General features: G+C 39.5%; 19 protein-coding genes and 1 tRNA gene. 13 read left to right on the top strand and 7 right to left on the bottom strand.

Annotated elements, in window-relative coordinates; translation table 11 throughout:
- Positions 1-56: 56 nt before the first annotated feature.
- Genes ACO1DI_RS04255 through ACO1DI_RS04245 form a run of 3 tightly spaced genes read left to right on the top strand, consistent with a single transcriptional unit; the run spans position 57 to position 3,060 of the window.
- Positions 57-1,298 carry an ABC transporter substrate-binding protein gene (locus ACO1DI_RS04255; RefSeq protein WP_140451056.1) on the top strand — a complete coding sequence of 414 codons (1,242 nt, stop codon included), beginning with the start codon at positions 57-59 and terminating at the stop codon, positions 1,296-1,298.
- 23 nt (positions 1,299-1,321) lie between these two features.
- Entirely contained in the window at positions 1,322-2,224 is a 903-nt protein-coding gene (locus tag ACO1DI_RS04250; protein WP_016765225.1) for a carbohydrate ABC transporter permease, read from the top strand.
- A gap of 14 nt (positions 2,225-2,238) precedes the next feature.
- Positions 2,239-3,060: a carbohydrate ABC transporter permease gene (locus tag ACO1DI_RS04245; RefSeq protein WP_014458643.1), complete on the top strand. Its 822-nt coding sequence runs from the start codon at positions 2,239-2,241 to the stop codon at positions 3,058-3,060.
- A 106-nt stretch (positions 3,061-3,166) separates the two neighbouring features.
- Here ACO1DI_RS04245 and ACO1DI_RS04240 read toward each other — a convergent pair whose 3' ends face one another.
- Positions 3,167-4,069, bottom strand: a complete 903-nt coding sequence (locus tag ACO1DI_RS04240) for a TetR/AcrR family transcriptional regulator (RefSeq protein ID WP_014458644.1) — start codon at positions 4,067-4,069, stop codon at positions 3,167-3,169.
- Positions 4,070-4,335: 266 nt separating this feature from the next.
- Between ACO1DI_RS04240 and ACO1DI_RS04235 the strand changes: the two genes are divergently transcribed.
- Entirely contained in the window at positions 4,336-5,859 is a 1,524-nt protein-coding gene (locus tag ACO1DI_RS04235; RefSeq protein WP_014458645.1) for a DHA2 family efflux MFS transporter permease subunit, read from the top strand.
- Positions 5,860-5,893: 34 nt separating this feature from the next.
- Here ACO1DI_RS04235 and ACO1DI_RS04230 read toward each other — a convergent pair whose 3' ends face one another.
- Entirely contained in the window at positions 5,894-6,946 is a 1,053-nt protein-coding gene (locus tag ACO1DI_RS04230) for an aromatic ring-hydroxylating oxygenase subunit alpha (protein WP_014458646.1), read from the bottom strand.
- A 210-nt stretch (positions 6,947-7,156) separates the two neighbouring features.
- Between ACO1DI_RS04230 and ACO1DI_RS04225 the strand changes: the two genes are divergently transcribed.
- The 5 genes from ACO1DI_RS04225 (at position 7,157) to ACO1DI_RS04205 (ending at position 11,699) form a co-directional block, all read left to right on the top strand.
- Positions 7,157-7,229, top strand: a tRNA-Thr gene (locus ACO1DI_RS04225).
- Positions 7,230-7,494: 265 nt separating this feature from the next.
- On the top strand, positions 7,495-8,445 hold the full coding sequence (locus ACO1DI_RS04220) for an ABC transporter ATP-binding protein (protein WP_014458647.1): 951 nt from the start codon (positions 7,495-7,497) through the stop codon (positions 8,443-8,445).
- Positions 8,445-9,968, top strand: a complete 1,524-nt coding sequence (locus ACO1DI_RS04215; RefSeq protein ID WP_423145117.1) for an ABC transporter permease/substrate-binding protein — start codon at positions 8,445-8,447, stop codon at positions 9,966-9,968. Before ACO1DI_RS04220 ends, ACO1DI_RS04215 begins: the two co-directional genes overlap by 1 nt.
- Before the next feature lie 332 nt (positions 9,969-10,300).
- Entirely contained in the window at positions 10,301-11,056 is a 756-nt protein-coding gene (locus ACO1DI_RS04210; RefSeq protein WP_221780981.1) for a TIGR02206 family membrane protein, read from the top strand.
- A gap of 121 nt (positions 11,057-11,177) precedes the next feature.
- Positions 11,178-11,699 carry an NAD(P)H-dependent oxidoreductase gene (locus tag ACO1DI_RS04205; protein ID WP_014458651.1) on the top strand — a complete coding sequence of 174 codons (522 nt, stop codon included), beginning with the start codon at positions 11,178-11,180 and terminating at the stop codon, positions 11,697-11,699.
- 24 nt (positions 11,700-11,723) lie between these two features.
- Here the strand turns inward: ACO1DI_RS04205 and ACO1DI_RS04200 are convergent, their stop codons facing one another.
- Together ACO1DI_RS04200 and ACO1DI_RS04195 are read right to left on the bottom strand one after the other, a co-directional pair.
- On the bottom strand, positions 11,724-12,089 hold the full coding sequence (locus tag ACO1DI_RS04200) for a hypothetical protein (protein ID WP_014458652.1): 366 nt from the start codon (positions 12,087-12,089) through the stop codon (positions 11,724-11,726).
- A gap of 223 nt (positions 12,090-12,312) precedes the next feature.
- Positions 12,313-13,044: an LCP family protein gene (locus ACO1DI_RS04195; protein WP_371129326.1), complete on the bottom strand. Its 732-nt coding sequence runs from the start codon at positions 13,042-13,044 to the stop codon at positions 12,313-12,315.
- A 537-nt stretch (positions 13,045-13,581) separates the two neighbouring features.
- Here ACO1DI_RS04195 and ACO1DI_RS04190 point away from each other — a divergent pair.
- From ACO1DI_RS04190 to ACO1DI_RS04180, 3 genes are all read left to right on the top strand, one after another.
- On the top strand, positions 13,582-14,256 hold the full coding sequence (locus ACO1DI_RS04190) for a hypothetical protein (protein ID WP_115654742.1): 675 nt from the start codon (positions 13,582-13,584) through the stop codon (positions 14,254-14,256).
- Positions 14,257-14,331: 75 nt separating this feature from the next.
- On the top strand, positions 14,332-15,432 hold the full coding sequence (locus ACO1DI_RS04185) for a M24 family metallopeptidase (protein WP_014458656.1): 1,101 nt from the start codon (positions 14,332-14,334) through the stop codon (positions 15,430-15,432).
- Positions 15,433-15,656: 224 nt separating this feature from the next.
- Complete coding sequence (locus tag ACO1DI_RS04180) at positions 15,657-16,235, top strand: suppressor of fused domain protein (RefSeq protein ID WP_140451060.1); 579 nt, start codon at positions 15,657-15,659, stop codon at positions 16,233-16,235.
- Between the two features lie 41 nt (positions 16,236-16,276).
- Here the strand turns inward: ACO1DI_RS04180 and ACO1DI_RS04175 are convergent, their stop codons facing one another.
- The 3 genes from ACO1DI_RS04175 to ACO1DI_RS04165 form a co-directional block, all read right to left on the bottom strand.
- Positions 16,277-17,218 (bottom strand): multidrug resistance efflux transporter family protein, encoded by a 942-nt coding sequence (locus ACO1DI_RS04175; RefSeq protein ID WP_014458658.1) that lies wholly within the window; start codon positions 17,216-17,218, stop codon positions 16,277-16,279.
- Positions 17,215-17,895 (bottom strand): GntR family transcriptional regulator, encoded by a 681-nt coding sequence (locus ACO1DI_RS04170; protein ID WP_042991956.1) that lies wholly within the window; start codon positions 17,893-17,895, stop codon positions 17,215-17,217. Before ACO1DI_RS04170 ends, ACO1DI_RS04175 begins: the two co-directional genes overlap by 4 nt.
- 74 nt (positions 17,896-17,969) lie before the next feature.
- A complete protein-coding gene (locus ACO1DI_RS04165) occupies positions 17,970-18,488 on the bottom strand; it encodes an acyl-CoA thioesterase (protein WP_014458660.1) in 519 nt (172 codons plus the stop codon).
- A 150-nt stretch (positions 18,489-18,638) separates the two neighbouring features.
- On the opposite strand from ACO1DI_RS04165, the gene ACO1DI_RS04160 reads away from it, so the two are divergent.
- On the top strand, positions 18,639-19,631 hold the full coding sequence (locus tag ACO1DI_RS04160) for a D-cysteine desulfhydrase (RefSeq protein WP_014458661.1): 993 nt from the start codon (positions 18,639-18,641) through the stop codon (positions 19,629-19,631).
- Positions 19,632-19,638: the final 7 nt, after the last annotated feature.

Raw genomic sequence — 19,638 nt, 5'->3', positions numbered from 1 at the left:
GCTTATTAAGCGTCACTTAATAAGCCGCAGGTCAATGAAATGAAAGGAGACAGCTAATGAAGAAGTGGGTACTCGCTTTAAGTTTGCTTCTGGCAGTAGCCGGAGTAACTTTAACTGGATGTTCAAATGTACAAGAAGTTTCTGGGAAAAATGGTCAAGTCGAAATTGTATTAGCCGGCTGGGGAGGCAACCCCACAGAGACGAAGCTGCTTAATCAAACTATTCAAGACTTTGAAAATCTTCATCCTTCCATTCATGTGAAGCATGAAGTAATCACTGATCAATACATGGATATTTTAAAAACGCGTTTAATCGGCGGAAACGGTCCAGATGTTTTTTATCTTGATGCACTTGAAGCGCCTGGTCTTATTAATACAGGGGTTTTAGAACCTTTAAATTCTTATGTAAAATCTGATTTTGATGTTCAGGATTTTGAGAAACCATTATTGAAAGCGTTTCAAAAAAATGGAGAGACGTATGGTTTTCCGAAAGATTACTCCACATTAGGCTTATTTTATAACAAAAAGCTATTTAAAGAAGCGGGAGTAGAAGTACCAAAAACATGGGATGAGTTTGAAGAGGTGTCAAAGGTATTTAAAAAGAAAGGGATTCAAGCGTTTGGTGTCACGCCGGAATTAGCGCGTATCTTCTACATGGCGCAGGCAAACGGAGGAGACGTTGTAAAGAACAATAAGGCAAACTTTGCTACGAAAGAAGTCGTGGATTCTCTTCAGCCGCTCATCGATCAGCATTTAAAAGATAAAACGTCTGTACAACCCTCTGATGTAGGCGCAAATTCAGGTACGGACATGTTTGCACAACAAAAAGTAGCTATGGTGATTGAAGGAAATTGGATGATTCCATTTTTACAGGAGTCCTTCCCAAAACTTGATTACGGTACAGCGGAAGTTCCGACAATAAACGGTCATAAAAATACGATGGCATTTACGGTCGCGTATGTAATGAATGCCGACTCAAAAAAGAAAAAAGCGTCTTGGGAGCTCATCCAGTACTTAACCGGGAAAGAAGGAATGGAAACTTGGACAAGTAAGGGTTATGCATTGCCAACAAGAAAATCCGTAGCGGATAAGCTTGGTTTTGCTGAAGACGAAAAACGAGGTCCATTAGTAAAAGGAGCTGCTTATGCAACTGTCTGGCAAGATGGTCCGTATTTGCCTATTATCATGAATAACTTTAATAACCAGTTTTTAAGCGCCTTTTTGGGACAAAGTGATTTAGAGACAGCTTTGAAAAAAGCACAAAAGCAGGCAAATCAAGAGATTAGTATTTACGAATAAGGCTCGGCGGGGGAGTGGAGGAAATGAAAAACGGAAAAATACGAACGTACAAACCTCGTGATGTAGGGCAAGGATATGCTTTTATGACACCTACACTGTTTGTACTATTGCTGTTTGTTATTGCACCTATTTTTTATGCCATCTTTTTGTCTTTACATAAAGTTCAATTGCTGGGAGGAACTGAGTTTCATTTTCGAGGGCTTGAGAACTACATGAAGGTTCTTGAAGATGACAAAGCTAAAATTGCTCTTTGGAATACGGTGAAGTATGTAGTAATTGTTGTACCGGTACAAACCGCATTGGCACTTATACTGGCTGCCACATTAAATGCAGGGCTAAAAGCAGAAAAAGTTTTTCGCATTATTTATTTTTTACCTACGCTTACATCATCGGCTGTATTAACGCTTATTTTTATGTGGATGTACAATCAGAATGGGATTGTGAACGAGTTTCTAAAGTTTGTTGGTCTTCCAACTTACAATTGGCTTGGAGATCCGCAAGTTGCTTTAATTGCCATTATGATTATGAACATCTGGGCAACAGCGCCATTTTTTATGGTTATTTATTTGGCAGCTTTGCAGGACGTACCCGATTCGCTGTATGAAGCAGCTCAGTTGGATGGGGCTAATGTGTTTCAACGATTTTGGCATATTACAGTTCCAAATCTGAGGCCGGTTACATCGTTCGTAGTGATCATGGGACTAATTGGTACGTTTCAGTTATTTGATCAATCATTTATTTTCTCAGGAGGCTCAGGAGGTCCTAATAACTCCACTCTGACTGTTGTTCTTCTTATTTATCAATATGCATTTAAAAATTTAGGTACCATGGGGTATGCTGCAGCACTAGCCTTTATGCTGGCGCTCGTGATTTTGGTGGCAACGGTTATTCAGCGGAAGTTTTCAAAAGAAGAAAGTATGTACTAAAGGGGGAAGAAAAAGTGAAGAAGAAAACGGGAGTCCTCATTTTATATACGATTTTAAGCATATACGCGCTGATTACGCTGATCCCATTTATTTGGGCGCTGTCAGCTTCTTTCAAAACGCTTGAAGAAATTGTGTCAGGTACGGTGAACTTTATTCCGAAACACTTTACGCTAGACAACTATAAACAAATTTTTGTGGAACAAAAGTTGTTCCCTCGCTGGATGTTTAATAGCTTATTTATTGCTGTTGTAGGAACAGCTCTGAATTTGCTATTTAACTCAATGGCTGGTTATGCCCTTGCACGCCTCAGTTTCCCGGGAAAGAAAAGTTTGTTTATTATTATTTTAGCTGTGCTTATGATTCCTGGACAAGTAACCATGATTCCTAATTTTTTAATTTTAAAAGAGTTAGGCTGGTTAAATACCTATCAGGGAATGATTGTACCAGGAATGGTAAATGCGACTTTTATATTTATGATGCGTCAATTTTTTATCAATTTCCCAAAAGAACTTGAAGAAGCAGCGGAGTTAGATGGGTTATCAAAGTTTGGAACATTCTTCAAAATAGTCCTTCCACTTGCAAAGCCTGCGCTAGCAGCACAAACAATTTTTGTGTTTATGGGGTTTTGGAATGACTTTATGAAGCCTTTAATTGTGATGTCTGATGAAAATATGTTCACATTGACTTTAGGTCTCAACACATTCAAAGGTCAGTATATCAGTTATTGGAACTATATTATGGCAGCTTCCATGGTTTTTACCCTTCCAATTTTGCTCATTTATGCGTTTTTTAACAAATATTTTATTAAAGGAATCTCGTTTACTGGAGGGAAATAAAAAAGAGGCTGGGGTAAAAATATTTTAGTTAGAATTATAAACGAACGATTAATTTAATTAATCGTTCGTTTTTGGTTATTATGATGAACGTGACTTTTATTTGTTTTTAATGAAGTTCACTCACATACTGGTCAATCATTGCCTGCAGATCCTCTAGCGGTGTCTTACTTTGGTTCATAGACAGCTGCTTTAATGATTGAAGGGCACTATCCACAACAAACTTCCGGGGAGTCGACTGTTTAAACAGCTCTTCTTCAATAAAACTAATAAGCTCTGTACATTTTTGACGTTCAAATTCATCCGTAAATTGTTTGTGAACCCGCTTTTTTAAATCGATAAGTGCTGCAGAAATGTCCTGTTCTATTTGATTTTTAGTATTCGGGCAAGATGGAAGCCATTCTTTAATCGTTTGAGGATCGAGCAAAATGTCTCCTGAATTTGCTACTTCGTCTACAAGAGGAAGCAGGCGCTTGACACTGTAGCTTATAATTTCATGCGGATCGGTACTTGTGCCGTTAACCATAAAATTATAGTGAAAGTTGCGATGAAGCATGCCAAGAAACATAATTGCGCAATCTAGCAGGTACGGTTTTTTTTCTTCTCCAAATAAATCAATGAACCGTTTGTAGAACCAGTTTACTTCAATAAACTGGGTTTTTTTTATGTATGCTTTTAAATCAGGGTCATTGGAAACAAATACTTCTTCAAGTAATGTAAAAAATTTATGTTTGTGATGGTTTTTCATCTGTGCATCAATTTGTTTAACAAATATATCTACATCGTTCAGACTTTTACCAACCAGCAGCTGATTCCGCTCTTGTTCAATGGTCGTATGAAGCCATGTGAAAACAGCGATTAATAATTCATTTTTTGAAGAAAAATAGTTGTAGAATGTTCCTTTTGAAATGCCGCTATAATCAATGATGTCTTGAATAGAAGTAGCTTGAAATCCTTTTTCAACGAAGAGATGGTGTGCATTTTTTACAACTTGCTGTTTTCGGTTATTCATTATTATCACCTAAATATAAAATTAGACTCATGGTCCAACTTTATGATACATGATTTAAAGCGTTTACACAAATGTTCTTTTTGAAGCGAATTATGATATTGCGTATATGTATTGATATAAAAGGACTGTACCGTTAAAAAAAGCTCAGTAAATAAAGAAAATTAACGCAGGATTTTTCACTTGCATAAATTGAACTCACAGTATAATATACTCTATGTAGAACATGTGTCTAAAAAAATGAACTTAAAGTATAAGGGGGTACAATAATGAGTCAATCGATAAATCAAATGGAAAAGCCGCCTTATGGCATAATTGCTATTTTGTTAATTGGCGCTTTTATCTCATTGTTGAATGAAACGTTATTAAATGTGGCGCTGCCGTCGATCATGAAAGATTTAGATGTGACAACGTCAACTGTCCAGTGGCTTTCTACTGGTTATATGTTAGTGAATGGTATTATGATTCCAACTACTGCTTTTTTAATTCAGCGTTATTCTGTCAGAGGGTTATTTTTAACGGCGATGACTTTATTTACAGCAGGAACAATACTCGCTGGTGCTTCGCCCGTATTTTCTATCTTGTTAACCGCTCGTATTATTCAAGCATCAGGCGCGGCCATTATGATGCCACTTTTAATGAACGTATTGCTAACAAGTTTTCCATTAGAAAAACGCGGAGCTGCGATGGGTATTTTCGGTTTAGTTATGATTTTTGCTCCGGCAATTGGTCCTACCTTATCAGGGTGGCTAATTGAACACTATGAGTGGAGAATGCTGTTCCACCTTGTTACGCCAATCGCGGCAATTGTATTAATAGGCGCTTTCTTCTTATTAAAAGACAAAAAAGAGAAAGTGGAAATCAATTTGGATTTCCTATCACTTGTGTTATCTACAATTGGATTTGGAGGACTTCTATACGGGTTTAGCTCAGCAGGGGATAAAGGCTGGGATTCTGTAGAAGTATATGGCACCATTATTGTAGGAGCTGTGGCTCTGATTTTATTTATTACGCGTCAGTTTAAGCTGAAAACACCTATGCTTGAATTCCGCATTTTTAAATATCCAATGTTTGCTTTATCATCAACGATTTCGATGGTAATTACAATGGCATTATTCTCAGCCATGCTGCTAATGCCAATTTATGTTCAAACGGTACGAGGCATTTCTCCTCTTCATTCAGGATTATTAATGCTTCCAGGTGCGCTACTAATGGGTGTGATGTCACCGATTACCGGAAAATTATTTGATAAATTTGGAGCGCGTGCACTGGCTGTAACGGGTCTAACGATTACAGCTGTTACCACGTATTTCTTCAGTAACTTAGAGCTTGATACGACGTATACAACGCTCATTACGCTTTACACGCTTCGCATGTTCGGAATGTCTATGGTGATGATGCCGGTTATGACAAACGGATTAAATCAGCTGCCGCAGCGCTTTAATCCACATGGTACTGCGATGAATAACACGCTTCAACAAGTATCAGGAGCTATTGGTTCGGCTCTTTTAGTAACAGTGATGTCAAATCGTACAGCTACGCATGCAAAAGAGCTCGCTCAAGATGCAATGAGCGGAGCAGGAGCAGCGAATGCAACGGCAGCCGGGGCAGCTCAAATGAAAGAACAAATTGGGATGCAGGCAATGGTACAAGGAATTAACGATGCGTTTGCCGTCTCAGTAGTACTAGTGGTGGTTGCCTTAATTCTTTCATTGTTTATGAAACGCGCCACGCCGGCAAGTGAAGATGAAGTGATAAAGGAAAAAGCAGGACGCGAGCAGTTTGCTAAATAAAAAAGAAATCCCCGCTGAGACAGCGGGGATTTCTTTAGCTTGTATATCTAAAGCTTAAGCCCATTTTCTTTAATAATTTCCGGTAGCCGATGGACGTTTGATCAGCCATAATATGCGCTTCCATCTGCAGGTCTAAAGGCAAGTCTTCAGGTTTTTGGTTTTCAACCATTTCACGGTCTTCGTCAAAGACGCGAAGGTTAAAGTCATACACACCTTCAACGGGAGAATCTTTGTCAAAGTTTCGAGCGATTGGTGCGAATAAACGTGTTTCGCGGGCTGAAATAGGGGAGACTGCATTCATAATCCACAGCTCTGCGCCTTCTGGGAAGTATACTTTTAGCGTAGCTGTAAACGGCGGATAAACATCAAAGACGCGAAGCCATTTAAAATCAGGTGGATTTAAATGCTGCTGTTCTTTGGAATAATTGCTCACGGTGCTCGTATATTCTACATGAAGCCCATAGTCTGTTTCGCTTACTTTATATTTAGGCACAAAGGCGTTGTTTCGATCACCAAATGTGTCCGTGTGCACCCAAGCAAAATGAGCTACGTCTAAAAAGCCTTCCATTTGACGACCGGCCGAACCCATGATATCAAAGCTCGGACAAACAATTTGCTGAAAATCAGGGTCTTCCCACGCATCGAAGTAAGGCAGGTTATCTTGTTCTCCTGTAAGCGACGTCCACACTAATCCAAATCTTTCAATAACTGGATAGACGGCCATACACAGGCGGGGAGAAATGTTGGCATCAGGGTGAGCTGGAATCGATGTACATGCGCCGTCCGTTGCATAGCGGAAGCCGTGGTAAGGACAGACAATTTCATCATCTTCCACCCAGCCCATGCTAAGCGGGGTGCCTCGGTGAACGCATAAATCACGAGCCGCTACTACTTTGTGTGTGGTACGGTATAGAACTAGATTTACGTCTAGCAGTTTTACCGACGTTGGTTTCTCTGTTACATCACTGCAGCGTGCGACGGGGTACCAATACTTAGCGAGCGTCGTCCAATCTTCCAGGCTGAACGTGCAGCCTCTTGGGTAGGGAGTTGCCGTTTTTGATTTGGTCATGGTTGGTTGTTGTTCCATCTATTTTCTTCCCTTCTTTTGTAAGCTCTTTTACTAAGGGTAATATAAAAAAAGAAAATTCACACAATTTATGTAAGGAGTTCTAACATAAAATATGGAACTTTGTAGAAAGTGAGAATTTCAAAAGATGCAAATTAGAGAATATACCAATAAAAAAATTAAAAAAAGCGCTTCCTAAATGAATTTAAACGTGATATAATTTTCCAAGACGCTGGTGTAGCTCAGTAGGTAGAGCACTTGCATGGTAAGCAAGAGGTTGCAGGTTCGATCCCTGTCGCTAGCATACTAAAAAACCTTCTTTCTTGTTGAAAGAAGGTTTTTTTATTTGTGTTGGTATTAAAATTATTCTCCGAATTATTCTTCGCCGCCTTGTGAAAACTTTAACAGTTTGATAGCCTTATTAGGAGGCCGTTACAAAATATGTGTATCTTTTCCACTATGTCTTATGAATCATATTTAGAAATATTCTTAAAAGAATGTTTATTGCCTCTAAGTATTGGGTACACGAAACTAGGGGTTAAATTTCAACAGGGAGTGTGAACGATAATTTGATTACGTTTAAGAATGTGTCAAAGCAATACCCAGACGGTACGACCGCCGTGAAAAATATTAATCTAGAAATTAAAGAAGGAGAGTTTTTCGTTTTAATTGGTCCGAGTGGGTGTGGGAAAACAACCACCTTAAAAATGATTAACCGTCTTCATGATATTACCGAAGGAGAACTATACATAAAAGATAAGCTCGTATCGGATCACAACATACATGAGCTACGCTGGAACATTGGTTATGTCCTGCAGCAAATTGCTCTTTTTCCTCATATGACCATCGCTGAAAATATAGCTATTGTACCCGAGATGAAGCATTGGAAGAAAAACAAAATAAAAACGCGCATTGATGAACTGCTTACCTTGGTAGGACTAGACCCAAAGCAGTATCGAAACCGAAAGCCGTCTGAGCTTTCAGGTGGCCAGCAGCAACGTGTAGGTGTAGCACGTGCCCTCGCAGCTGATCCCCCCGTTATTTTAATGGACGAACCCTTTAGTGCCCTCGATCCGTTAAGCCGCGAACAGCTTCAGCAAGATGTTATTAGTTTAAAAGAAAAAATCAAAAAAACATTTGTGTTTGTTACGCACGATATGAGCGAAGCGATGACGCTTGGAGATCGTATCTGCCTAATGAAAGACGGGGAAATTGTTCAAGTTGGAACCCCGGAGGAATTCATTCAAAAGCCTAAAAATGAATTTGTAAAAACGTTTATTGGAAATCAAGGAAATGCTTTATTTGAGACATTGGATATGTTTGTCAAAGAAAGTGAACAGCCAGACGTAGAACCTACTGAAGAGCTAGCTTCAACCGCCACTGTTCAGCAGGCAATGGACGCCCTTTACGACCATGAAGCAATAGCTGTGAAAAAAGGGAGCAAACGCATTGGCGTTGTAACGCGTAAAACTCTATTAGCGTTTCTTTCTGATAAAACGAAAGAAGGAGGAACGCTGTGATGAATGCACTAAGCACATTATTGGATCAACGAGGAGATGCACTGTTTCAAGCTCTTCTGGAACACATTCAAATATCAGTACTGGCTCTTGTTATCGCCGTATTAATTTCAGTGCCGCTTGGACTGTACTTAACGAGGCATGACCGCATTGCTGAACCGATCATTGGCGTAACAGCCGTACTGCAAACCATTCCTTCACTCGCTTTATTAGGATTACTGATTCCTCTTGTCGGAATTGGAACCTTTCCCGCGGTTATTGCACTGTTTTTATATTCGCTTCTTCCTATTGTACGAAATACATATACCGGAATTAAAGAAGTGGACCCATCTTTAATTGAAGCATCCAAAGCCATGGGGATGAACTCATGGAGACGATTAATCAAAGTAGAACTTCCTCTAGCGCTTCCTGTCATTATGGCCGGAATTCGTACAGCAATGGTCCTCATTATTGGTACAGCGACAATCGTGGCTCTTATCGGAGCGGGCGGACTTGGAAGCTTAATTTTGCTTGGTATTGACCGAAGCGATAATAGTTTGATTTTATTAGGAGCCATTCCAGCAGCATTATTAGCGCTTATTTTTGATGGAATTCTGCGAACGATTGAACACTCAGCTAAAAAAGGATCCAAAAAACGCTCGTTTATTATGATCATCGTATTAATACTCATTCTTGTTTCTCCGTTTGCAGCGATGAGCGCAACAAAACCAGACCTTGTTATCGGAGGGAAAATTGGCGCAGAACAAGATATTTTAATTAATATGTATAAAGAATTAATTGAAGATCAAACCGATATGAAAGTAAATCTTCGATCGTCGCTTGGAAAAACGGTATTTGTATTTGAGGCTCTGCGTAACAAGGAAATTGATTTATACCCTGAATATACGGGTACAGCCATTGTGACGCATCTAAAGGAACAGCCGGACAGCAAAGATGAAACAGAGGTGTACAGGCAGGCAAAAGAAGGATTTCAAAAGAAATTCGGCCTTGTCTATTTAGATCCAATGAAGTTTAATAATACGTACACATTGACCGTAACAAAGGAATTTGCAAAAGAAAATAATCTAACGACCGTTTCAGATTTGGCAAACGCAACAGATAAAGTAAAAGCAGGATTTACGCTTGAGTTTAAAGATCGTGAAGACGGCTACGTAGGCATTCAAAAAGAATATGGCCTTACCTTCCCGAATATTAAAACGATGGAGCCGAAGCTTCGCTATCGCGCTGTAGAAAAAGGCGATATTAACATGCTTGATGCTTACGCAACGGATCCTGAAATCAAACAGTTTGGTCTCAAAGTCTTAAAAGACGACCAGCAGTTCTTCCCTCCGTATCAAGGAGCGCCTGTGCTTCGTGAAGATACGCTAAAAGAGCATCCTGAACTGAAAAAAATCTTAAATCAACTGGGCGGTAAAATCAGTGATGGCGAAATGCGTGAAATGAACTATCAAGTAAATGCAAAAGGAAAAACGGCTGAAGAAGTTGCTCATCAATTCTTAGTAAAAAAAGGATTAATTAAAGAGTAATAACGAAGAAACAGAGCTAGGACAACAGTATGTTAGTTCAAAGAAGATCCGAATGATAAATCGTTCGGATCTTTTTATTTTAGTTGCTTCTAATAGTTGATTGGAAGGCAACGCGAAGATTCCCGCGGAAAGCGAAGCCATGCATGGAAATCAAATGCGGTGCAAGAAGTCATTCATACTCGATCATTTACTCCATTCGTCCGTCTTTAGATTGGCGTCATTTCGTTATGTTTCAATCTCTTTTTAATGCGAGAGAAGCATTAATGAAAATGAACCCATGTGAACAAGCTAAAGGTACCGAATTTGTTTTCTGATAGAAGGGAGGCGCTTTTATGAATTCATTTTTTACGTGTCATCCTGTACAACATTCCTTTCAGCTTTTTTCAGTGGAACATCTTGTAACTTTAGCCATTATCGTGATCATAGGAGCATTTATTTTTTTGTGTCGAAAGCAGCTGCGAAAAAAGAGATTTGTGTTCGTTTTGCTTTCACTCGTTCTAATTGCTTCAGAAACGGCCTACCAGGCTTGGGAAATCGGATGCCATCAGTGGTCTGCTAAAGCTTCCTTACCTCTTCAGCTCAGTGATATAGTCGTGCTGCTGGCTGCTGTTATGCTGATAACCAAAAGCAGGTTTCTTTTTAATTTTGTGTACTTCGCAGGAATCAGCAGCTCTGTTCAAGCGATGATTACCCCAGACCTTGGGGGCTATGCGTATGCCCAGTTTCGCTATGTGCAGTTTTATGTATCGCATGGCGGTGTGGTACTTGCTTGCTGTATGCTAATTGCTACCTGCAGATATGAGCCGACGTTTCGTTCTTTATGGGTAAGCGTAGTATTTGTTAATCTGTACGGAGGTTTTATCTATGCCATCAACCGTTTACTTGGGGCGAATTATTTATACATGATGAAAAAGCCAGAGCACGCTTCCTTGCTGGATGTTCTTGGACCTCATCCTTTGTATTTAGTATCGATTGAAGGAATTATGATTCTTAGCTTTCTTGTGCTTTATCTGCCGTTTTGGATACATAAGAAAATCAAAGGGAAATCAATTTTGTTGAAGAGAAATGCTAATACTGGTAATTTATAAGTGTAAACTAGCTAGGATTTCCTGAATGAAAAGGAAAAAACGACTGAACAAGCTGTTAGAGGCAAACGTAAAAAACAGAAAAGAATAAAGCAAACACAGACATCAGAAGGAGAGTATCAAAATGAAAACACTGGTTATTTTAGCGCATCCAAATTTAGCATCTTCTCGCATTAATAAAGCGTGGGCAGAGCGCTTAAAGAAAGAAGAGAATGTACACGTTCATGATTTATACGCAAACTATCCTGATTTTAAAATTGATGTAGAAAAAGAGCAGGAGTTAGTTGTTCAATTCGATCGTATTGTGTTTCAATTTCCGTTTTACTGGTACAGCTCACCAGCACTCTTAAAAGAGTGGCAAGATGTTGTATTAACATACGGATGGGCTTATGGCAGCAAAGGCACTAAACTTCATGGAAAAGAGTTTATCGTAGCTACTTCGACAGGAGGACCTGCAGAAGCTTATCAAGAAGGCGGCTACAACCGTTATCCAATGAGTAATCTGCTTCTTCCGTTTCAAGCTACGGCAAATTTAACAGGCATGAAGTTCCAAACTCCGTTTTTATTTCAAGGAGCAGGCGGTGAACTGAGCGAAAAAGTCATTCAAGATAGTGCAGAAAACTACGCTCAATTATTAAGACAATAAAAAAAGCCGCGTCACAGCGGCTTTTTAATTTACATTTGTTCGTGAAAAAGAAGTAAGCAGCTTTTGAGGAGCAATATCTAATCCTTCAATTAGCAATCCCGTCATAGCCGTTAGACTCCCGACTTCAAACGATTCCCCGGCTCTCCAAAATGCTGATTCACCTTGTTTAATGTAAATTTTCAGTCCGTTATCGCCAGCTACCCAGCCTTCGCCGTGAACGACTAAAAGAAGCTGTGGAATCGTAGCTTCTTGACGAGGTGTATAATCATTTTCTTGAAAAGATAAAAAGCTGATTTTGACATCTCCAGTATGAGAAAGCAGCGGGTTTACTTTATAGGTGGAATGAAGAAAGGAACGCTCTTCTTCAGATTGAAAACCATATAATTTCATACTTTCATCTCCTTGACTAAAAAATAAAAACAGAAGTGCTTCTTATTTCATATACGCATACAGGAGAAAAAATAGAACTCAAAGTAAGCAGCTGATTGCTAGAAAATTGCTTGATTCCATCTCTATTTTTTGTCGAAGCTGAAATTTTTTTGAAGGATAGGAAGGAAAAATAGAAGTTTTTTTGAATAGTATAAAAAAGGTGTCCGTTAATGGACACCTTTTCCTAATTTAAAAATGACTGTAATGCTTGTTTATTTTCTTCAAGGTCGATGCTTAAAACAGCACCAATACCGGATATTCGTTCATTTGAATAGGAACCTTCAACCGGTAAACGAAGAGATTTTAAATCTGGCTGATTTCCAACTAAAAAATCTTTTCCTATCACGATAAATGTTTTTGGCGGAATATTTGTATCCACATATGGATCAATGACTCCCCATAGCTTAGGAGCTTTCGCCAGCGTCTTTACTTGAAGAGCTTCATCCATTAATTTACCGATAACTTCTTGTTGACGCTTCACGCGCCCGAAATCACTTTGGCTATCATGTCGGAATCGCACGTATCCTAGTAATTTATCTCCGTGAAGAGTTTGTTTTCCAGGTTTTAGCGTCATGCCAATTCCTGATGACATTTCGTGCGGCACGGTAACCGTAATTCCCTCAGGGGCAATCGTATCGGCAACTTTAGAAAAACCTTTAAAATCAACAACGGCATAATAGTTTACATCTACGCCAAAGTTTTCTTTAATTGTCTTACGCATTAATTCAGGCCCGCCAAATGCATAGGCTGAATTTAATTTGTTTTTGCCGTGTCCTGGAATATCCACATATGAATCACGCATCAAAGACACAATTTTAGGCTGATTGCTGTCTTTGTCATAATGAGCAATCATGATCGTATCGGCACGCGAATGTTCTTCACCTCGAGAGTCAATTCCAAGAAGTAGCACATTCATGCTATCTAAATTGGCACTTGCACCATTAAAATTAAACTGTCCATCTTTTCCAAAAGCTCCGTCTGCTTCTGCTAACCCTTGTTGGTATTGATAATACACATACGCACCAGCGGCGATTACAAGAATGAGAAAGAAAAGAAGTAGCTTTCTAAAGCGTTTCTTTTTTCTTTGCTTTTTTCTTTTATGTTGTTTACGTTCTGTACGTTCTTCCAAATGTCTCACCATCGCATTCAAAAATATTAATACTTTTTTGTTTGAAACCCATTATGCAAAAAATTATAAAACGACATAATAAAATTAACACTAAGGAATTAGATTAGCAAGTGCGTTCACTAGTAAATCCGCAGAGACAGCTAAAATAAGAGAAATACGCAAATAGAAGAAAGAGGAAATAAAGGTTATTTTTTTCTGAGAAATTTGTTATAATCTATCATAGTTAGGGAAAAAGTTCTGTCTTTTAAGAATGGAATAAGAGGAAAGTCTCTGTTTGCGGAGAATCGAATATAGGTCTAAATGTAGAAAAAAGGAGTGAAGCGAATGAGTATATATGTGTCATCTTCGAACCTTGTGCTGATTCCAGAAGCGGCGTTAAGTCATTGGAAACCTTACGGCGCGGGGGAATTGACCGGAGCTATTATTTCAGGTAAAGATAGTGCTGAAATAATTAAAGAGCTTAATCAATCGTCTATTCTGCCTTTTACAAGTTTTTTCTATCGAAAGCATTTTGTTATTCTGTTTGATAAAGAACAAGTGAAAAATCATTTTGAGCAGCTGCTTTTATTGTATAAATCTCAGGGCTATGTTTTTTATTCTTCTACTCTATACGATGATCATTGGTCCCAGGTTCTTGAAGGAACGAAGCAGCTCCTAACGGTGAATGGGCAAGTGGTGCCGGTGCTTGAGCTTGAACAAAACGGTGAATTTGATGTTGTGCGTGATGAATGCGGTCTGCACATTGTGATAGATGATGACGAAGACGAAGAGAAGCAGCTAGAAAAAAAAGTTCATGAGCTTTCGCTTGAAGAAGGTACCTATTTTATTGGCGATCCGGGATTTGTTGAAAACCGAGACATGCTGGTAAAAGAATATTTTCCTAAAGGTACGTACGAATTTATTTATAGATACGGAGAAAATGGCTGGCTGATGAAAGTAAGTATTCAGCGAAAAGCGATTAAAGAGCAGCTTACTACTCTTCACGCGGCTTTATCTTAACCTCTATTCATTGTACAATATTGCTAAATAACTATGTTATAATAGTAATATTGCACAATGAAAGGGGTTTTTTTAATGGAAGCACGTTTACAAAAAGTCGTATCGTGGCTGGAAGAAAAGAATGTAGAAGCGGCCTTTATTTCGTCAACGGAAAACGTATTTTATTTAACTGGATTTCACACGGATCCGCATGAGCGTTTGCTTGGCTTATTTGTGTTTAACGAAGCGGAGCCGATGCTTGTTTGTCCATCAATGGAAGTAGGACAAGCAAAAGAAGCCGGCTGGAAGTTTGATGTGATTGGATATGAAGATCATCAAAATCCTTGGGAACTTATTAAAGAAGCTTTACATAAACGAAACGTAGTAGATGTGAAAAAGGTTGCTGTAGAGAAAGAGCAGCTGCTGTATGCGAGAGCCGAAGAACTGCTTAGCTTATATCCAAATGCTGAGCTAGTCGGAGCAGAAGAGAAATTAAATCAGCTGCGTTTAATTAAAGATGAGCATGAAGTTGAGATTCTGCAAAAGGCAGCTGCCTTAGCTGATTTTGGTGTAGAAGTAGGCGTAGCTGCTTTAAAAGAAGGCGTTACGGAAATGGATGTTCTAGCTAAAATTGAATACGAGTTGAAGCGAAAAGGAATTCGTGAGATGTCGTTTTCAACGATGGTTTTATTTGGTGAAAAAACGGGAGAAGCGCACGGGAATCCAGGTCTTCGCACCTTAAAGCCAGGAGATATGGTTCTGTTCGATTTAGGTGTAGTGCTAGACGGATACTGTTCAGATATTACGCGTACAGTCGCTTACAAGTCTATTAATGATAAGCAAAAAGAAATCTATGAAACGGTACAGCGCGCTGAGCAGGCAGCTCTTGAAGCTTCAAAGCCCGGCACTCGCATTGGCGACTTGGACATGGTAGCACGCAATATTATTACAGAAGCAGGGTATGGAGAGTATTTCTTGCATCGTCTTGGTCATGGTCTTGGTATCAGCGTGCATGAGTTTCCTTCAATGAGCCGCAACAATGATGATGTGCTTCAAGAAGGCATGGTGTATACAATTGAACCGGGTATCTATATTCCAGGACTTGGAGGCGTGCGTATCGAAGATGATGTAATCATTACAAAAGATGGATACGAAACGTTAACGAAGTACCCAAAAGAATTACAAATTATTTCATAATAATGTCATAAAAAATAGAGGCTGCCATGGTGCAGGCTCTATTTTTTTATGAGAAAAGAAAAAATTGGTTAAGGTTTCTTGTTTGCTTCTTGAGACAATTTCATAGTATGTTACGAAACGATAACATTTCTATCACATTTTCTAAAAACTATATCGCAAGCGAGTCCAGTAGTATATGCTGTACAGTAGGGAGCTTTTTAAGGTCGCAAGCAAGGAGGTTTTGTATGAATAATTTTACAAAAGATGAAGAATTAATTATACATAAAGCAATAGATGTATTTGGTCAAAAGGATCGAATTGAAGATTATTCAGATGAAAGAAAAAAGCATGGTATTCACGTTGTGGCGTGTGAAAATCATCCGCGTCAAGACGTAACCGCATATGCAACGCTCGGTGGACATCAATGTCCGACAGGCTATACAGTTGGAGGGATCCCGCTTCGAATTGAAATCGTTGGGGCTTGTCATGAGGAATTCGGTATTTATTCTGCTATTTTAGCTAACTGTATTTTCCATATGATGAAATCTCATGTGTCCATTTTCCCAGGAGCTATTTATAAAGATGTTATCACGGTTCTTGATGACAGCTTTCATATGCAGCACATTTTGCTGATTCCGCCGTTTTTATGGGATAATTTCTCAACGATTGAACTATCTGATAAAAAAGTAACGTTCCTGCAGGCCGTTCCGATTTCAGAAAATGAACGTGCTTTTGCACTTGAGTACGGAGTAGATTCGTTGCTAAGCCGCTTTGATGCTGAGCAGGTGAATGTCTTCAATTTAGAAAGAAGATCTGTTGTATAAACAAAAAGAGCGCCGACTGAGACGCTCTTTTTTGTTATTGATTAGTAGGTCAATTCTTTTTGCGGTATAGCTTTTTTATGACTCGTTTGGTAGCTGTGAAGCACCATGCCTCCTATGATAACTCCCATTCCAACCCAAGAAAGAATCGATGGTAAAGGACTTGATAGAAGGAAGACCTCTCCTAGCAGGGCAAATAAAACTTCCATCGATTGTGTAGCTTCAACTGCACCTAACTTTTGAGAATCTTTTCTAACAAGGTCGGTTGCCGCAAAAAATAAAACCGTTGCACATACTCCTGAAAGTAAAGCAACTAAACTGCTTTGATACATCTGAGTTGTTTTTGGTAGTCCATCGGTCACGTAGGCATAGACAGAAAGAATAATCCAAAACGGCAGGCTTGAAAGTGTCATTCCAAGCACGCGCTGAAACGTATTAAGTGACGACACCTCCATCATTTTACGGTTGCCAAGCGGGTACGCAAAAGAGGCAATCAAAATGGGAATGGTACAAAGCAAGGCAGTAGCAGCCGACAGCTCAGTCGCATGCTCAAGCTGCATGAGCACAACGCCTATTAAAATAATAAACGAAAAACCTAGCTGTTTAAAAGGAATGGCTCCTCGCTTCTTTCCTTCCTTGTAAAACAAAGGAGCTAGGAGAGACCCCGATAAAATTGTAATTTGCCAAGTGCCTGCAATAAGCCAGCCGGGACCGTAGGCTGAAGCAAAACAAAGAGGAGCGTAAAATAAGCCAAATCCAACCGTGCTCCAAAGCAGCCATTTTTGCGGCTGGGCTTTTATTTCTGCCACCACAGGTTTGATGCCACCCCAAAAATAAACAAGCACAAGCAAAAGAGGTACCATAAAAAAATAGCGCAGAGATGCGCTCCACGCCCAGCTGCCTCCAGATAAATCCATCGCTCGATTTAAAACGAATGTAAAAGCAAAAAAGAATGATGCAGCAACGCCTAATAAAAGAGGCTTCACTTTGATTCCTCCTCACTTGTCAGCGCTTCACCTAGTGTCAGCCAGTTTGTTTCGACAAGCTGTGATGTCAGTGCGGAATCTTTTTGACAGCAAGCGTTTATGATTTCTTTGTGCTGATCAACGGAAGCAAGGCTAGCAAGAGACGAAAAACGAGCGATTTCCAGACGCTGAATTTTGGCGCTTGTTTGTTTTACAACACGTTCTAGCTCTATATTGTTCGCCCGTTTTAAAAAAACGGAATGAAATGCTTCATCCGCTTCGATCGCTTTAAGGACATTTCTTGTTTTGATCGCATGTTCCAGAGATTGATTGTGCTTGATTAGTTCGCCCATATCTTCTTCTTGTAACGAAGTACAAGCCAGCTTAGCAGCAAGTGCATGAAGAGCTGCGACGACAATAAAAGATTGTTTTGCCTCCTCAAGGTTTAATGGAGCCACTTTTGTAGAAGAGCCGGGTGTTGTTTGGACAAGGCCTTCATCTTCGAGCCTTTTTAATGCTTCTCGAACAGGAGTGCGGCTAACTCCAAATTGCTCAGCCAGTTCTTTATCTTGAAGCTTTTGTTCCGGCTGAAATTCAAGCATAACGATATTGTGTTTAAGTGTTTGATAGACTTCCTCCCTGAGGGAAAGTCGTTTGAGAGGTTGAATATTATTTTTCATAAAACCAATATATCGCATATTACATTAAATGACAATGTGAAAATTAAAAAACTTCGTCTAAAAAGCAGACAACTGCTTTTTAGATGAAGAGCTTAATTACTGCTGCGCAAAGATTTAGATAAGATGCTCGCAATCGATTTGCTGTGCTCGACCTGCGTTTTTTTGGACTCTTTACGTTCAAGAGCTACTTTTTGAAGACTTTTTTCTTCTTCAGTTTGAGCAATAACTTGAGGAACGGGTGCTGGTTTTCCATTTTCTAATGCAACAAAGGTGAGAAAAGAAGTAGCTGCAATACGTTTAATGCCCGTTAACAAATTTTCGGCAATCACTTTAACAAAAATAATCATGGAGCTTTTTCCTGTGACAACAACAAATGCTTCATATGAAATAAAATCTTCTTCTGTGACAGGTTCAATAAAGTCAACGTGATCAATAGAAGCAGTAACACACGATTTTCTGGAATGTTTAGCTGCTGAAAGAGAAGCTGTCATGTCCATATCAGCTACAATTTTTCCGCCAAAAAGGGTGTGGTGATTGTTTAGATCATTTGGAAAAATGTGCTGTGATTTGACTACTCGTGAGACGCTGCAAAGTACTGCCTTTTCGCTCATTAAAAACACTCCTTCAAACTGTTTATATGGTTTAATGTATGTTGACTACTTGTTCTTATGTATACAAGTTACAGAGAGCCCTTTCGTAAAAAGCTCTTCACAAGCTTCTATATGGTAAAATAGAGCAAATACGAAAGAGAGGATGAGAGCATGAACTTAACTCAATTTTCTAGAAGAAAATATACGGATTTCCCTACACCTTTAGAAAAGCTACCGGTTTTATCGCAGCAGTTAAACGGACCTTCAATTTATATGAAGCGCGATGATATGCTTGGACTGACAGGGGGCGGAAATAAGACGCGTAAGCTTGAATATTTAATAGCAGATGCAAAAGCGCAAGGAGCAGACGTGCTTGTAACGTGCGGAGCGATACAATCTAATCACTGCCGTTTAACGCTCGCTGCTGCCGTAAAAGAGCAAATGAAATGCGTGCTCGTATTAGAAGAAGGGGAAAATAAAGCAAGCGATCAGCCGACGGGAAACTATTTTCTTTATCATTTATTAGGCGCTCATGACATGCGGTTTGTCGCTGAAGGTTCTGATTTAACAGCGGAAATGGAAAAAGTAGCGCGCGAGCTAAGTGAAAAAGGTCATAAGCCGTATTTAATCCCAGTAGGAGGTTCGAATGTCATTGGTGCAACAGGCTACGCTGCCTGCGCACAGGAGCTGCTTATGCAAAGCTATGAGCAACAAATAAAGCTTAGCCACGTAGTTTGTACAAGCGGCAGCGGAGGCATGCATGCAGGATTAGTGGCAGGCTTTCAAGGCCTTCAAAGTGGCGTGTCTGTTATTGGAATGAATGTGAGTCGTGCTAAAGAAGAGCAAGAAATGAAAGTTGCCAAGCTAACGAGCGAACTTTATGATCATTTACATAGTAAAACGCCTTTTAAAAAAGAAGACATTGTGTGTATGGATGAATACGTCGGTCCAGGCTATGCTGTTCCGACAGAAGAGATGGTGGAAGCAGTCAAACTTGTGGCCAGTACGGAAGGGATTTTATTGGATCCTGTGTATACAGGAAAAGCGATGGCCGGTCTGATTGATTTAATTCGAAAAGGTTATTTTAAAAAAGATGAAAATGTGGTGTTCGTCCATTCAGGAGGTTCACCGGCTCTTTATGCATATACATCAATTTTTTCATAAAAAAGCA

The sequence above is a fragment of the Priestia sp. 40 genome (assembly GCF_049368575.1).
Classification (GTDB): domain Bacteria; phylum Bacillota; class Bacilli; order Bacillales; family Bacillaceae_H; genus Priestia; species Priestia zanthoxyli.
Note: the sequence above shows the minus strand (reverse complement) of the source record. Positions and strands in the feature narration are given on the sequence as shown.

Coding starts and splice junctions, on each gene's coding strand:
- ACO1DI_RS04210 (WP_221780981.1), top strand. CDS start 10,301: ATGAATTCATTTTTTACGTGTCATCCTGTACAACATTCCTTTCAGCTT.
- ACO1DI_RS04195 (WP_371129326.1), bottom strand. CDS start 13,044: ATGAATGTGCTACTTCTTGGAATTGACTCTCGAGGTGAAGAACATTCG.
- ACO1DI_RS04165 (WP_014458660.1), bottom strand. CDS start 18,488: ATGAGCGAAAAGGCAGTACTTTGCAGCGTCTCACGAGTAGTCAAATCA.
- ACO1DI_RS04250 (WP_016765225.1), top strand. CDS start 1,322: ATGAAAAACGGAAAAATACGAACGTACAAACCTCGTGATGTAGGGCAA.
- ACO1DI_RS04185 (WP_014458656.1), top strand. CDS start 14,332: ATGGAAGCACGTTTACAAAAAGTCGTATCGTGGCTGGAAGAAAAGAAT.
- ACO1DI_RS04240 (WP_014458644.1), bottom strand. CDS start 4,069: ATGAATAACCGAAAACAGCAAGTTGTAAAAAATGCACACCATCTCTTC.
- ACO1DI_RS04180 (WP_140451060.1), top strand. CDS start 15,657: ATGAATAATTTTACAAAAGATGAAGAATTAATTATACATAAAGCAATA.
- ACO1DI_RS04205 (WP_014458651.1), top strand. CDS start 11,178: ATGAAAACACTGGTTATTTTAGCGCATCCAAATTTAGCATCTTCTCGC.
- ACO1DI_RS04235 (WP_014458645.1), top strand. CDS start 4,336: ATGAGTCAATCGATAAATCAAATGGAAAAGCCGCCTTATGGCATAATT.
- ACO1DI_RS04200 (WP_014458652.1), bottom strand. CDS start 12,089: ATGAAATTATATGGTTTTCAATCTGAAGAAGAGCGTTCCTTTCTTCAT.
- ACO1DI_RS04255 (WP_140451056.1), top strand. CDS start 57: ATGAAGAAGTGGGTACTCGCTTTAAGTTTGCTTCTGGCAGTAGCCGGA.
- ACO1DI_RS04230 (WP_014458646.1), bottom strand. CDS start 6,946: ATGGAACAACAACCAACCATGACCAAATCAAAAACGGCAACTCCCTAC.
- ACO1DI_RS04190 (WP_115654742.1), top strand. CDS start 13,582: ATGAGTATATATGTGTCATCTTCGAACCTTGTGCTGATTCCAGAAGCG.
- ACO1DI_RS04160 (WP_014458661.1), top strand. CDS start 18,639: ATGAACTTAACTCAATTTTCTAGAAGAAAATATACGGATTTCCCTACA.
- ACO1DI_RS04215 (WP_423145117.1), top strand. CDS start 8,445: ATGAATGCACTAAGCACATTATTGGATCAACGAGGAGATGCACTGTTT.
- ACO1DI_RS04170 (WP_042991956.1), bottom strand. CDS start 17,895: ATGCGATATATTGGTTTTATGAAAAATAATATTCAACCTCTCAAACGA.